The sequence below is a fragment of the Treponema sp. Marseille-Q4523 genome, from assembly GCF_016901105.1.
In the GTDB taxonomy this organism is placed as follows: domain Bacteria; phylum Spirochaetota; class Spirochaetia; order Treponematales; family Treponemataceae; genus Treponema_D.
Genome location: NZ_JAFEVM010000018.1, coordinates 1 through 13,648, shown reverse-complemented (window position 1 = coordinate 13,648; position 13,648 = coordinate 1). Strand labels below are relative to the sequence as shown.

Below are 13,648 nucleotides of genomic sequence, written 5' to 3'. Positions count from 1 at the left end.
AGCGTTTTGAGCATCGATATTCAATTTATTAATTATTAAGGAAGTCGTAAATGACATTATCGGAATACTCCGTCAATAAGCCCGTTACCGTATTGCTGACGTTTATCGCGCTCATCGGACTCGGTATTTACTGTACGACGCAGCTCCCTGTCGATATGTATCCCAATATGAAGCTGCCGTATATGCTCGTTTATACCGAATACAAAAATGCGGGACCGGAAGAAGTCGAGCAGAGTTTGACGCGCATATTGGAGAACGGGCTTTCCGGTGCGACCGGTTTGAAAAAAATGCAATCGCAGTCGTCGTCTGGTTTAAGTCTGATTTTTATGGAATTCAATTTCAATACGAACCTCGATGCTGCCGTCGCCGAAATACGCGATAAGATCGATTTGGTGCGGAGTTATCTGCCGACGGGTGCATCTTCCCCTACGACGATCAGAGCCGATCCGTCGCTCATGCCGATCATGGCGCTCGCGCTGCAGGGGAACAGAACGCCCGAAGAACTCCGCCGATACGCGAAAGATATCGTACAGCCGCGCCTCGAACAGATCGACGGCGTCGCGTCTGCCGAGATTGTCGGCGGCCGCGAAAAATCGATCAACGTCGACATACCGCGCGACCGGCTCGAAGCATACGGTCTTTCGATCACTTCCGTCGCGCAGATGATTGGTTCGCAAAACGTACAGAGTTCCGGCGGTACGATCACGAGCGGCGATATCAATTACACGATAAAAACGAGCGGCAAATACACGAGCGTCGAAGATTTGAAAAATACCGTCATTTCGTATAAAGCGTCGGCCGCTCCGGGATCGGCGAGGCCTCGCATTACAACGATCCGCCTGCGCGACGTCGCCGACGTGTACGAAGGTTACAAAGACGAAAACACACTCGCCTATTTGAACGGAACACCCTGCGTTATACTGAACATCCAAAAACAGAGCGGAAAAAATTCCGTAAACGCGGCGCACGCCGTGCGCAAGGCGGTCAAGGCTATAAAAGTCGAATTGCCGTCCGACGTCGATATCATCGAATCGTCGAACGATACGGATATCATCGAGCAGACGATTGCGGAAGTCGTAAAGTCCGTCATCCAAGGCGCGCTGCTTGCGGTCATCGTGCTGTTTATCTTTTTGCGTTCGATTAAGAGTACGGTCATCATCGGACTTGCGATCCCCGTGTCGGTTTTCATCACGCTCTTTCTCATGTACTTTACGAAGATTTCGATCAACATGATCTCTATGGCGGGTTTGCTGCTCGGCATCGGTATGCTCGTCGACAACTCGATCGTCGTCCTCGAAAATATCTACGCGTACCGGCAAAAAGACGCGAAGCCGCGCGTTGCCGCAGTGCTCGGCTCTCAGGAGATGATCCTTTCGATCAGCGCGAGTACGTTTACGTCGGTATGTATTTTTCTTCCGATGCTCATGTTCAAAGGTCAGCTCGGCATGATGGGACAGATATTCAACGATCTTGCAATGACGATAATCTTTTCGCTTTTGTGTTCGCTCGTCGTCGCGATCGTTCTCGTACCCGTGCTGAGCTCGAAGTATCTCCGCATCGATAAACTCGCGGACAGGGGAGAAGGCGTGCGGTTCGAAATCAACCGCCGGTTTACGTACTTTTTTTCGCTTCTCGACGATGCCTACGCACGCGGCGTGAAATTCGTATTGCACCGTCGTAAACTGTGTATTTTTTCACTCATAGGCTTGTTGGTGTTGTCCGTTGCGGCCGTCAAATTCATCGGTTTTATTTTTATGCCGGAACCCGCATCGAATACCGTTTCCGTCAAATTCGAATTGCCGAAAGGAACTCGGCTCGAAGTCACCGACGATACGCTTCGGGGCTTTGAAACGACGGCGACGCAGGAATTAAAAGGTGTCAAATATTCATCGACGACGGTCGGCGGAACGGATATATTTTCATCGACGTCGGGAACGAATACCGGAACCGTGACGTTTACGCTGTATCCGGCAGAAGAGCGCGAAAAGGGCTGGGACAACGAAAAGTCGGCAAAGGCGAAGCTTCGAAAATATTTTAATAAAATACCGGGTGTCAAAGTGAGCTTCGCGCAAAATCAAAACGGTATGTCCACCGGCGGTATGAGCATCAATGTCAAGTGCGACGATCTGAACAAACTCCGTGCAACCGGTGCTCAGCTTGAAGAGCTTTTAAGAGAGCAGGCGCAGGATGTCGTCACCGAAGTTTCAAGCGATTTGGAAGACGGGCTGCCGCAGGTAGAATTGGTATTCGAGCGCGAGCGTATGTACGAGTTGGGAGTAAACGTATATACGGTCGGAAGTGAAGTGGCGGCGCTCATCAACGGTACGACTGCAAGCCGTTATACCGACAACGGCGACGACATCGACGTCATCGTGCGGCTTTCGAAAAAAGATAAAACGAAGCTTGCCGATTTGGATTTGCTTTCGATCGTAAACGCCTCGGGAGAACGCATCCCGCTTTCGAATTTCGCGCACTATAAAGAGACGACTTCTCCCGTGACGATTTTACGCGAAAATCAGGCGCGCGTCATTCACATCACGGCTAAGCCCGTGTCGGGACTTTCGCTTGATAAAGTGCAGGATAAAATACAAAAACTTATAAATGCGAATATCCCGAAAGACGAAAACGTGCGCATCGGATTTTCCGGCGACTATGAAGATATGATGGAAGCCGTGAGAAATTTCGGTTTGATTATCATAATGGCGTCGATCCTCGTGTTTATCGTCATGGCGAGTCAATTCGAGTCGTTTATGGATCCGTTTATCGTTTTGTTTACTATACCGCTGTCCTTTATCGGTGTCATCGCGATCTACGCGCTCAACGGTTCGCGTTTAAGCGTCGTCACCGTTATGGGCGTACTCGTTCTCGTCGGTACGATCGTCAACAACGGTATCGTCCTCGTCGACTACACGAATCTGCTGCGTAAGCGCGGCCTTGCGCTCGAAGATGCGTGCGTCGAAGCCGCGCGAAACCGCCTGCGCCCCATTTTGATGAGTACGCTTACGACCGTCATTTCGCTCATGCCGATGGCGTTTTTCCCCGGCGAGGGCTCGGCAAGTATGCAGCCGATAAGTTTGACGGTGTTCGGCGGTATGACCTTCGGTTCTTTGATGACGCTCTTTGTGATGCCGACCGTGTATTATATCGTCAATTCGAGACGACAGCGGAAGCTTGAGCGAAAACTGCTTCGCACTCGCGAAGCGTAACGGAGTTACTATGGACGAAATAAACGGAATACGGCGCGTTCGAATGGAGATCATATTTTCGCAGGCGCTCGAAGAAGATTTTCAGCAGGAATTTGCCGAACGCAGAGTCGGATTGCACTTTACGAAAATTCCTTCGGTGATGGGCGCCGGTTACGGTAATCCGAGGCTCGGAGACTCGGTGTGGCCGCAGCTCAATGCGATGTATATCATCTACTGCGACCGCGACGAAGAAGCGGAACTGAAAGCGATTATTAAAAAGCTGCGTGAAAAATACCCGACCGAATGTGTCGGCTGTTTTATAAACGAAGCGGAAGAGTTTTAGCGCCGCGCGAGATTTTATCGGCGTAACGCGGAGAGTCTTTGTTATGATACGGCGTTTCTGAAAAAGTGATTAAAATTTGCAGGAATTGCCTGCTGCCATTGTCGCTGTGGTGTCAACCGCTACCGAAACGGCGCTTTTCGAGCGGCGAAAATTCTCAAAAAAGATTGTAAAAAAAACTTGCGTTATTTAAAAAGTGGCCTTATACTTATCCATAAGCAGTTTGTAAGATATTACTGATATATTACAAACTGCCGTGAGCTGGATATTTTGCTGTAAAGCACAGAAAAGATGGAGGTGTAAGGTGTCAAAAATCGTGAACAATCCCGACCGCGTTTCCCCTGAAGCGGAGGTGAACCGTGCTCAAATCGAGCATCGCGCTACATGGATGGGATTGATTTATGACGAACTGCGCAAAGCAGGTGTTTCGAACGCAGAAGAAATCATACGCAAAGCGATTATGCGTTGCGGCGGAATTCACGGGGGCGGATTTCGGGAACGCTGTAAAGATCCTTCCGATCCGCGTCAATTCGAAAAAGCTTTTTTAAACGATGTCGGTAAAGCGTCTTTTCACATGGACAACATTCAAGCCGATGAAGATAAGTTGCACATTTCCTTCAATTATTGCGCATTGTGCAGCGCGTGGCAAAAACTCGGCTTCGACGATGAAACGTGCGAAAAACTTTGCGATATGGCGATGGACGGCGACCGCGGTATCGCGAAAGCTATGGGGCTGCAGCTTGACCTGGGCGATACGATTGCAAAGGGATGTCCGACTTGTGAGCTTGTATTTCACAGATAAAAGCATGAAGCCATAAGCGAAACGATAGAAGGTTTTGCCCGTAAATGACGATAAAACCGTTTATCGCGGATTATATGGCGGCAAAAACCAGGAGGTGTGTATGAAAAAATTGATTGTTGTTCTGACGGCGGTGCTTTTATGTGCCGGCTTTACATGGGCGACAGGTTCTTCCGACGGCGCTGCCGGCGATGTGATTGAACTCGGCGTATTGGCGCCGCTTACCGGAACAAATGCCGAATACGGAAAGGGATTTCAAGTCGGGGGTCAGATGGCTGTCGATGAAATCAATGCAAAGGGCGGCGTCCATGGCCGGAAGTTGACTCTCGTTATAAAAGATTCGAAAGGCGATCAAAAAGAAAGTTCCGACCTTGCACGCCAGCTTGCGGATGACGATAAGATTCTTGCGATCATCGGCGATTTTACCAGCGGTTGCTGCATGGCGAACGCTCCGATCGTTGATGAGGCCGGTATCGTACAGCTTTCTCCGACGGCATCGAATCCGACGTATGCCGGTATGAGCGACTGGTGTTTCAGCATTATGGGACGGCAGGACGGCGAAGCTCCGTTTTTTGCGCGCTATATTTTAAATAAATACATGGGCGTAAAAAAAGTCGGCGTTATCTACATCAACAGCGATTGGGGCATTTCGGCATTCGACAATTTTAAAAAAGAAGCGAGTGCTGTCGGTCTCGATATCGTCGCAAATGTAAGTTATGTTCAGGATGAAAAAGATTTCTCTTCACTCATCACGCGTCTGCGTTCCGCTCGTCCCGATGTCGTGCTTATTATGGATCAGGGCGCCGTTCCGCAGGTTATCAATCAGATCCGCGCGGCCGGATGGAATATTCCGTTGACGACACTCGGACCGGGAACATCCGAACAGCTTATTAATTTGACAAAAGAAAATTCGGAAGGTCTTTTGCTTTCGACCCCGTTCTTCTTCGATCCCGCGGATCCGAAACTCACGGCGTGGAAAAACGAATTTACGAAAAAAGCCGGCTTCCAACCGACCGTTCACCCCGCGTGCGCATACGATTGCGTATACCTCATGGCGGATGCCATCGCTCGCTGCGCTCCCGACAAAATCACGCGCAAAGCGATTCGCGACAATCTTGCTTCCGGCAATTTTACGGGAATCACCGGCCCTCTTAAATTCAACCCCGCAGGCGATATCACACGCGTGTATATGATTTGCGCCGTCGAAAAAGGCCAGTATGTCGTAAAGGCCGGATTCGATTATTCCAAAAAATAATTAATCAACAACCCCGACGCAAGCATCGGGGTATGTTGTTCTCATAAGGTGGTTGCAGTCGGCTTTAATACCCTTTGTTACGACGCAAGCGTCGGGGTATTAAACCCGCCGCACGAATAAAATGCGTTGTCGGCGGCCGTTTTCATTCGGTCGCCGATTTCAAGCACTTGGGGAGGATGCCCGGGTATGGAGTATTTTTTAAATCACTTGATAAACGGACTGTGTCAGGGTGCGGTATATGCGCTCATGGCTATCGGATATTCGGTCGTCGTCGGCGTTGTCGGTATGGTTACGTTTACGCACGGTGAAGTGATCATGATCGGTTCGTTTGCGGCTTTTTATACGTTCGAGCTTTGCGGAAACAATATCGTACTCGGCATCATATCGAGTTTTATCGCTTCATGGCTGATCGGCATCCTCGTATATAAAATTTGTTATGAAAATTTTTTTACGGCTCCGCGCCATATTTCACTTCTCTGTACGATAGGCTTTTCGATGCTTGTTAAAAATCTTGCGCAGATCATATTCGGTCCGAATCAAAAGCCCATGCTCGACGTTATCGCTCCGCGCTTTTTCAAAATCGGTACGGTTCAGATATCGCAGGTACAGCTGCTGATAATGATAACGGTCATTCTCCTCGCCGCGGCGCTGTCGTTTTTGTTTTCCCGTACAAAATTCGGTATCAAGCTTAAAGCGGTCAGTCAGGATAAAACTGCTTCATACATGATGGGCATCAATGTAAAGCGTATGGCGATGCTCGGAAATTGTCTCGGCTGCGGACTCGGCGGCATTGCGGGGCTTTTGTCGAGCATTTATTATCAAATGCTGCAGGCGACGATGGGCGGTTCGATGGGTATGAAAGCGTTTTCGTCGTCGGTGCTCGGCGGTTTGACCGACGTGCGGTTTTCCGCGCTCGGAGGATTGTGTATCGGCATAATCGAAAATTTCGGCATCATGATTTCGTCGGCGAGTTTCCGCGATATATTCGCATTCGGATTTTTGATAGCCGTTTTAATTATTAAGCCGACGGGCTTCGTTTCAAAGCGCGGAGTAAAAGTATGAGAGCGGTCGTCGATACATTGTATTCCGTAAATGCATGGTGTAAAAAGCATGTCGTCGTCACTGCCGTCGTTCTGGTTGCGGTGATGCTTGCCGTTCCGCAGGTATACGGCAAAAGCTATTTTATGGGTGTTATGTGCCGCATCTGCCTGTATGCGCTTCTCGCCGGTGCATTGAATATCATCAACGGCTACAGCGGGATGACTTGTCTCGGAGCCGCCGGATTTTTTTGCGTCGGTGCATATACCGAAGCAATCCTTGCGACGCGCGCCGCGTGGAATTTTTGGTTTATACTTCCTGTTGCAGGCCTTATCACTGCGATTATCGGACTGCTTGTCGCGCTTCCGACGCTTAAAATGAGCGGTATCTATCTGTCGATCGTGACGCTCGGTTTTTCCGAAATCGCACGTCTTGTCGCGCTTAACTGGACGGGTCTTACCGGCGGCGCGCTCGGCATAAAAGGCATTCCGATCCCGCAGTTTTTCGGTATCGCAATCAGAAATCCGCGCCGCTACTATTACGTGTTTTTCGGGTTCGCGCTTTTGTTTTTGTTCGTGTCGCACCGTGTTATCAATTCGCGGATCGGGCGGGCATGGATGTCGATACGCGAAAACGAACTTGCGGCGAAAAGTCTCGGTGTGGATTCCTCTCGGTACAAAATTTCGAATTTTATGTACGGCGCATTTTGGATCGGCGTTGCGGGAGCCATATACGCTCCATACGTGCGCTTTATCGATTCGACGTATTTTACGCTCGATGAAGGGTGGAACATCCTGTCGATGGTTATCATCGGCGGTCAGGGGACGCTCGTCGGCCCCGTCGTCGGATCAATAATCGTCAACTTTCTTACCGAAGTGCTGCGACCGATAGGCCAGTGGCGGCTCGTCGCATACGCGCTTTTAATAATCATCATGATGTGGTTCCGTCCGCAGGGGCTTGTCGGCGCTTCGGCCGTCGCGGGAAATCTCAGCCTGCGCCGTTTCGTAAAGAGGGCGGCGAAGGCGGGTGAGACAAAAAGCGCTGACGGAAAACGCGATACGGAGGTCTCAAAATGAATACTCCTGTCTTAAAAGCGGAAAACGTGTGTAAGTATTACGGCGGTCTTAAAGCCGTGGAAAAAGTCAGCATGGAAATCGAAGCCGGAGATATTTTCGGTATCATCGGACCGAACGGTGCGGGCAAAACGACGTTTTTCAATGTGTGTTCGGGAATGGACTATCCGACGTCCGGTAAAATCCTCTTCTGCGGCGAGGACGTTACCGGCATGAAACCCGAGCGTGTCGCAGCCAAGGGAATGGCGCGTACTTTTCAAAATATCATGCTGTTTCGCTTTATGTCCGTTTTGGAAAATATTAAAATCGGATTTCATCTTCAATTGAAAACGGGATTTGCGGATGCGATTATCCGGGATAAAACGTATAAAAACGATGAAGAATTCGCCGCGCAAAAAGGACTTGAAATTCTTTCGATGATCGGACTTGAAGAGTATGCCGATACGCTTGCGGGCAATTTGCCGTACGGCATTCAGCGCAAAGTTGAAATCGCACGCGCGCTTGCGTTGAATCCGAAAATTCTTTTGCTCGACGAACCGGCTGCCGGTATGAATCCGAACGAAACGAAATCGCTTTCGGAATTTATTATTAAACTCAATAACTTGGGATACACCATTGCGGTCATCGAACACGATATGAAATTCGTCATGGGGACGTGCAAAAAAATTCTCGTGCTCAGTTTCGGACAGAAGATATGCGAGGGCACTCCCGATATCGTAAAAAACGATAAAGAAGTGAGAGAAGCGTATTTCGGCAAAGGCCTTTTGACGGGGGAGGAGTCCTATGCTCAGCATTAAAAACTTAAGCGTCAATTACGGCAGCATATCCGCGCTCCGAGACGAAAATATCGAAGTGCAAAGCGGAGAACTCGTCACACTCATCGGCGGAAACGGCGCCGGCAAGACAAGTACGCTCATGGCGATTTCAAACCTCGTGCCAAAATCGGGCGGAACGATTACGTTTAAAGGCAAGGATATTACGAACCTCGCTCCCGATAGAATCGTAAAAATGGGACTCGCGCATATTCCCGAAGGACGAAGGATTTTCCCGGCTCTTACGGTCTACGAAAATCTTGTTACGGGAACGATGGGAAATCCGTCGATAAAAAATAAAGATATACCGCTTCTCGTCGAAGAGCAGTATACATTGTTCCCCCGTCTAAAAGAGCGCGAAAAGCAGGCGGGCGGTTCTCTTTCCGGCGGGGAGCAGCAGATGCTCGCGATCGCGCGGGGACTTATGCTCAAGCCCGATATCATCATGCTCGACGAACCGTCGCTGGGACTTGCGCCGATCATCGTCGAAGAAATTTTCGAACTGCTTGCCAAGCTGAAAGCGGACGGCAAAACGATTTTACTGATCGAACAGAATGCATCGATGGCCTTGTCGATCGCGGATCGCGGTTATGTTCTTGCGACGGGCGAAGTAATTATGGAGGGAACCGGAAAAGAATTGCTTTCCGATCCGCAGGTGATCAAAGCGTATTTGGGCGGATGACAGCGTCATAATCGATTGTCCGCAATATAAATTATTAAATCAATATCAATATGGAGGTGCGTATGAAAAAGATTATTAACAAACCGGAAGATTTTGTAAATGAAATGATGGAAGGCATCGAACTTGCGTACGGCGACAGAGTGCATTTTCTCGACGGCGACTGCCGCGTGCTCGTTTCGGGTTATCCCGTAAAAGACGGTAAAGTCGGCATCGTGACGGCCGGAGGCAGCGGTCACTTGCCGGTGTTTTTGGGCTATGTCGGAAGCGGTATGCTCGACGGCTGCGCGATCGGCAATGTGTTCGCTTCTCCGTCATCTCAGAAGATGGCAAATATGATTAAAGCGTGCGACCGCGGCAGCGGCGTTTTGTGCCTGTACGGAAACTACGGCGGCGATAAAATGAATTTCGACATGGCTTGCGAAATGGTCGACATGGATGATATCAAAACGAAAACCGTACTCGTGTGTGACGACGTCGCTTCCAGCGCAAAAGAAACCGCGGCCAAACGTCGCGGCGTTGCGGGTATGGTGTATGCGTTTAAAGTTGCCGGTGCGGCCGCCGATAAAATGATGTCGCTTGACGAAGTCGCTTCCGTTGCCGAAAAGGCGCTTGCAAATATCAGAACGATGGGTGTCGCGCTTTCTCCGTGCATCGTTCCGGAAGTCGGAAAGCCGACGTTCTCCATCAACGACGATGAAATCGAAGTAGGAATGGGCATCCACGGCGAACCCGGGATCGAAGTGCGCAAAATGATGACGGCCGATGAAGTCGCAAAAGTCATCCTCGACAAAATCCTTGCCGATATGCCGCTCGCTTCCGGCGATAAAGTTTCGGTTATGGTAAACGGACTCGGCGCGACGCCGCTTGAAGAGCAGCTCATCGTTTATCGTTCGATCGCAAAGATGCTTGCCGCAAAAAATGTGAGCATTTTTATGCCGCACATCGGAGAATTCGCGACGTCTATGGAGATGGCCGGTTTGTCGATCACCGTATTCAAACTCGATTCGCAGCTTGAAGAATTGCTCCGCGCTCCGGCATCGACTCCGTTCTATACGAATGAAAATAAATAATTATTATTGAAAAAATATACAAAAGATGTCGAAACTGCCCGAAACTTTCAGCTTTTGGGCAGCCCGTTTAAAATTATTAATTTTCGGAGGATGCCGATGAACGCACAGGATGTAAAAGGTGCATGTAAAATCATAAGCGATGTGATGACGAAAAACAAAGATTATCTCATTCAGCTCGACCAGCAGAACGGTGACGGCGATTTGGGTATTTCCATGAGCGAAGGTTATAAAGCGGTGAGCGATTTTCTCGATACCGCCGATGAAACTGACTTGGGAAAATTATTTATGAAGATGGGGATGACGTTTAACGAAAAGGCGCCGTCGTCGCTCGGGACGATTACGTCGATCGGCATTATGGGTATGGCGAAAGCGATGCGCGGCAAAACGGATATCGATTTGGCGGAAACGAGTGCCGCATTTAAAGCGGGGATCGAAGCGATCAGTGAAAAATGCGGTTCGAAGGCCGGAGAAAAAACGATCATGGACGCCTTTATTCCCGCAGTCGATGAACTTGAAAAGCACAGCGCCGACGGTGAAAAAAAAGCGTTCGAAGCTGCCGCCGCCGCCGCCGCAAAGGGTTCGGAAAATACGAAAAATATGAAAGCGGTACACGGACGTGCGGCCTATTATGCGGAAAAAAGTATCGGAGTGCTCGACGGCGGATCGGTCGTCGGCAAACTCTTGTTTGAAGCGATAAATACGTATTGTCAGGGAAAATAATTATCATGGACAAAAAGGTATACGATGCATACGTAGCGATCCTCAAAACCGAACTTGTTCCTGCGCTGGGCTGTACCGAGCCGATCGCCATCGCGTTTGCGGCGGCAAAAGTACGTGACGTGCTCGGGAGTTTTCCCGAAACGATACGGGTCGAAGCGAGCGGCAATATCGTCAAAAACGTACAGGGCGTGACCGTTCCGAACTCCGGCGGTTTGAAAGGGATCGATGTAGCGGCGACGATCGGCGCCGTCGGCGGAGATGCTGAAATCGGTTTGGAAGTGCTTTCGAAAATCACCGAAGAGCAGATTAAAAAAACGAAACAGCTTGTCGATTCCGGTTTTTGTACGTGCAGTCTTGTCGACGGTAAAGACAATCTGTATATCCGTGTGACGGCAAAAAGCGGAGAAGATACGGCGGTTGTCGTCGTTTCGGAAAAGCATACGAATATCGCATACGTCGAAAAGAACGGAAAGGTACTGATCGATGTGAAATCGACCGGTGTAAAAACCGATGCGGGAAATGAAGCGAACAAATCGCTGCTTTCGGTACGGGATATCATCCGCTTTGCGGACGAAGTGAACATCGACGATGTGCGCGCCGTTATCGAACGGCAGATCGAATACAATACCGCCATATCGAAAGAGGGGCTTGCACGCGAATACGGAGCGAAGGTCGGACGCACGCTCGAAAAATTATACGATAAAAACGACGTACGCGTGCGTGCGCGGGCTGCGGCCGCGGCGGGAAGCGATGCGCGTATGAGCGGATGTCCGCTGCCCGTCGTCATAAACAGCGGCAGCGGCAATCAGGGGATGACGGTATCGCTGCCGGTGATCGAATATGCGAAAGAATGGAATGTCCCGCACGACAAATTGATCCGCGCCCTCGTTTTGGCAAATTTGATCGCGCTTTTGCAAAAGCGGTATATCGGCAGTTTGAGTGCGTTTTGCGGGGCGGTATGCGCTGCGACCGGAGCGGGATGCGGTATCACGTATTTGCACGGAGGCGATGAAGATGCCGTCGCGCGTACGATTACGAATACGCTTGCCGATGTAGGCGGTATCGTGTGTGACGGAGCAAAACCGTCGTGCGCGGCAAAAATCGCATCGGCTGTAGACGCCGCCATATTGGGATTTGAACTCGGCTCTCGTGAAGGTATCGCGTTTAAAAGCGGTGAGGGGCTCGTAAAAAAATCGGCGGAAGACACGATACGAAGTTTCGGCCGCATGGGCCGCGACGGAATGCGTTCAACCGACACCGAAATATTGCATATCATGTTGGAAAAATAAGGTTTCCGATCATGGCAGCGACACGACAAAAGTATTCCAGCAATACGTTGAAAGATGTGTATTACGATATCATCCTTCAACGCATCATCCGCGATGAATACAAATCCGGTGACATCATTACGGAAAAATCTCTTGTCGACGAATTCGATGTAAGTAAATCGCCGATCCGTGAAGCGCTTATTTCGCTGTGCAATGAAAAATTATTAAAAAGTATTCCGCGTTTCGGATATGAAGTATCGGCGATTTCCGATAAAGCTGTTTTGGAAATGCTTGATTACCGTGTCGTATTGGAATGCGGATATCTCGATCGGAATTGGGATGCGATAACCGAGGATCGGATCGCACAGCTGGAGAAGTTGGTATATAAAGATTACAGTAAGCCGGAACAGAGGGAGGCGCTCGAACACTGGGAAAAAAATTGTACGTTTCATCTGACACTTTTTTCGTTTTCGAACAGTGTTTTTTCATACGAACAGCTTGCCGCCGTTATGCGCGCGCTCGGTATCGCGTACGTGCGTTCGTATTGGAAAACACTGCATCTTACACGGGTGCAAAGCGGCGCAAATTATCACAAACAGCTTATCAATTATTTAACGGAGGGAAACAGGCAAGCGGCGGTCGAGTGTTTGCAGAAAGACATTGTGGAATTTTTTACACCCGGAAATTAAAGTGCCGTCGGGAGAGGGGCGCGGAAACGGTTTCCCTTGCTGACTTACGTCGGCGTACGGCCGTGAAAATTTTTAAATGCGAGACCGAACGAATCGGGTGAATCGTATCCGGCATCAAGGGCAATATCGATTATCTTTTTATCCGTTTCTCTCAGAGCCTCCGCCGCATGCGTCAATTTTCTGAACCGCATGTATTCCGATAAAGTCGTTCCGGTCAAAATCGAAAAATTCTGCGGAACATCGAATACGAATATCCCGACAGCCGGCGTATCTCATGTTTCGCCTGTCATACAACGCAATCGCGTATATAATACCGTTTTTAACGCGAACGATATAGCAGCCCCTCCCTTGTCAAACGCATAGAGCGAACAGTATGATTATTGAGACGACGGTCGGCAAATATCGCGTGCAGTCGACGTATGTTTTTGCGGATATAAATGCTTTGCGAACGGCATACCCTGATTTTTTTGTAAAGTAAATAATTTATCTTATGAGTATCGAGAATGGAAAATGAAATTAAAGAAAAGTGTGTATAGTAAGATTTTTATCGGCAGCAGTGTTTTTATTACTGCAAATATTTTTATGTTTATTTTATGGCTTTTTGGATTAAAAGATATGGAAGTAAATTTTTATATAAGCGGTTTTTCCGGTTTAATTACTTCTTTTATATTGAATAACAAAATAAACACAATTCCGTATGATGAATACGATAATGAT

14 protein-coding genes are annotated in these 13,648 nt (G+C 49.1%); 13 read left to right on the top strand and 1 reads right to left on the bottom strand.

What is annotated here, in order from left to right; all coding sequences use genetic code 11:
* Positions 1-50 precede the first annotated feature (50 nt).
* The 12 genes from JSQ97_RS07125 (at position 51) to JSQ97_RS07070 (ending at position 12,931) form a co-directional block, all read left to right on the top strand.
* Positions 51-3,206, top strand: coding sequence for an efflux RND transporter permease subunit (locus JSQ97_RS07125; RefSeq protein WP_205075417.1), 3,156 nt, complete (start codon positions 51-53; stop codon positions 3,204-3,206).
* Between the two features lie 10 nt (positions 3,207-3,216).
* Positions 3,217-3,528, top strand: coding sequence for a PG0541 family transporter-associated protein (locus JSQ97_RS07120; RefSeq protein WP_205075416.1), 312 nt, complete (start codon positions 3,217-3,219; stop codon positions 3,526-3,528).
* A gap of 301 nt (positions 3,529-3,829) precedes the next feature.
* The gene (locus JSQ97_RS07115; protein WP_370590042.1) at positions 3,830-4,327 is read left to right on the top strand and encodes an L-2-amino-thiazoline-4-carboxylic acid hydrolase; all 498 of its coding nucleotides are present in this window, start codon (positions 3,830-3,832) and stop codon (positions 4,325-4,327) included.
* Between the two features lie 100 nt (positions 4,328-4,427).
* Positions 4,428-5,579 (top strand): ABC transporter substrate-binding protein, encoded by a 1,152-nt coding sequence (locus tag JSQ97_RS07110; protein WP_239447018.1) that lies wholly within the window; start codon positions 4,428-4,430, stop codon positions 5,577-5,579.
* A gap of 186 nt (positions 5,580-5,765) precedes the next feature.
* Positions 5,766-6,641 carry a branched-chain amino acid ABC transporter permease gene (locus JSQ97_RS07105; protein ID WP_205075415.1) on the top strand — a complete coding sequence of 292 codons (876 nt, stop codon included), beginning with the start codon at positions 5,766-5,768 and terminating at the stop codon, positions 6,639-6,641.
* Positions 6,638-7,693 (top strand): branched-chain amino acid ABC transporter permease, encoded by a 1,056-nt coding sequence (locus JSQ97_RS07100; protein ID WP_205075414.1) that lies wholly within the window; start codon positions 6,638-6,640, stop codon positions 7,691-7,693. The genes JSQ97_RS07105 and JSQ97_RS07100 overlap by 4 nt, the downstream gene beginning before the upstream one ends.
* Positions 7,690-8,487: an ABC transporter ATP-binding protein gene (locus tag JSQ97_RS07095; RefSeq protein ID WP_205075413.1), complete on the top strand. Its 798-nt coding sequence runs from the start codon at positions 7,690-7,692 to the stop codon at positions 8,485-8,487. The genes JSQ97_RS07100 and JSQ97_RS07095 overlap by 4 nt, the downstream gene beginning before the upstream one ends.
* On the top strand, positions 8,474-9,184 hold the full coding sequence (locus JSQ97_RS07090; protein WP_205075412.1) for an ABC transporter ATP-binding protein: 711 nt from the start codon (positions 8,474-8,476) through the stop codon (positions 9,182-9,184). The genes JSQ97_RS07095 and JSQ97_RS07090 overlap by 14 nt, the downstream gene beginning before the upstream one ends.
* A 62-nt stretch (positions 9,185-9,246) precedes the next feature.
* Positions 9,247-10,254 carry a dihydroxyacetone kinase subunit DhaK gene (locus tag JSQ97_RS07085; RefSeq protein ID WP_187384100.1) on the top strand — a complete coding sequence of 336 codons (1,008 nt, stop codon included), beginning with the start codon at positions 9,247-9,249 and terminating at the stop codon, positions 10,252-10,254.
* Between the two features lie 96 nt (positions 10,255-10,350).
* The gene (locus JSQ97_RS07080) at positions 10,351-10,974 is read left to right on the top strand and encodes a dihydroxyacetone kinase subunit L (RefSeq protein ID WP_187384099.1); all 624 of its coding nucleotides are present in this window, start codon (positions 10,351-10,353) and stop codon (positions 10,972-10,974) included.
* Between the two features lie 5 nt (positions 10,975-10,979).
* Complete coding sequence (locus JSQ97_RS07075) at positions 10,980-12,263, top strand: L-cysteine desulfidase family protein (RefSeq protein ID WP_205075411.1); 1,284 nt, start codon at positions 10,980-10,982, stop codon at positions 12,261-12,263.
* 11 nt (positions 12,264-12,274) lie between these two features.
* Complete coding sequence (locus tag JSQ97_RS07070) at positions 12,275-12,931, top strand: GntR family transcriptional regulator (RefSeq protein ID WP_205075410.1); 657 nt, start codon at positions 12,275-12,277, stop codon at positions 12,929-12,931.
* Positions 12,932-12,975: 44 nt separating this feature from the next.
* Here JSQ97_RS07070 and JSQ97_RS07065 read toward each other — a convergent pair whose 3' ends face one another.
* Positions 12,976-13,122 (bottom strand): helix-turn-helix domain-containing protein, encoded by a 147-nt coding sequence (locus JSQ97_RS07065; RefSeq protein WP_239447017.1) that lies wholly within the window; start codon positions 13,120-13,122, stop codon positions 12,976-12,978.
* 319 nt (positions 13,123-13,441) lie between these two features.
* Between JSQ97_RS07065 and JSQ97_RS07060 the strand changes: the two genes are divergently transcribed.
* The coding region (locus JSQ97_RS07060) for a hypothetical protein (RefSeq protein WP_205075409.1) at positions 13,442-13,648 on the top strand (207 nt) is incomplete at its 3' end.

Bases quoted from the DNA above. Each gene is read 5' to 3' on its own strand.
- JSQ97_RS07070 (WP_205075410.1), top strand. From the start codon at position 12,275: ATGGCAGCGACACGACAAAAGTATTCCAGCAATACGTTGAAAGATGTG.
- JSQ97_RS07065 (WP_239447017.1), bottom strand. From the start codon at position 13,122: ATGCGGTTCAGAAAATTGACGCATGCGGCGGAGGCTCTGAGAGAAACG.
- JSQ97_RS07080 (WP_187384099.1), top strand. From the start codon at position 10,351: ATGAACGCACAGGATGTAAAAGGTGCATGTAAAATCATAAGCGATGTG.
- JSQ97_RS07075 (WP_205075411.1), top strand. From the start codon at position 10,980: ATGGACAAAAAGGTATACGATGCATACGTAGCGATCCTCAAAACCGAA.
- JSQ97_RS07120 (WP_205075416.1), top strand. From the start codon at position 3,217: ATGGACGAAATAAACGGAATACGGCGCGTTCGAATGGAGATCATATTT.
- JSQ97_RS07095 (WP_205075413.1), top strand. From the start codon at position 7,690: ATGAATACTCCTGTCTTAAAAGCGGAAAACGTGTGTAAGTATTACGGC.
- JSQ97_RS07125 (WP_205075417.1), top strand. From the start codon at position 51: ATGACATTATCGGAATACTCCGTCAATAAGCCCGTTACCGTATTGCTG.
- JSQ97_RS07110 (WP_239447018.1), top strand. From the start codon at position 4,428: ATGAAAAAATTGATTGTTGTTCTGACGGCGGTGCTTTTATGTGCCGGC.
- JSQ97_RS07085 (WP_187384100.1), top strand. From the start codon at position 9,247: ATGAAAAAGATTATTAACAAACCGGAAGATTTTGTAAATGAAATGATG.
- JSQ97_RS07105 (WP_205075415.1), top strand. From the start codon at position 5,766: ATGGAGTATTTTTTAAATCACTTGATAAACGGACTGTGTCAGGGTGCG.
- JSQ97_RS07100 (WP_205075414.1), top strand. From the start codon at position 6,638: ATGAGAGCGGTCGTCGATACATTGTATTCCGTAAATGCATGGTGTAAA.
- JSQ97_RS07090 (WP_205075412.1), top strand. From the start codon at position 8,474: ATGCTCAGCATTAAAAACTTAAGCGTCAATTACGGCAGCATATCCGCG.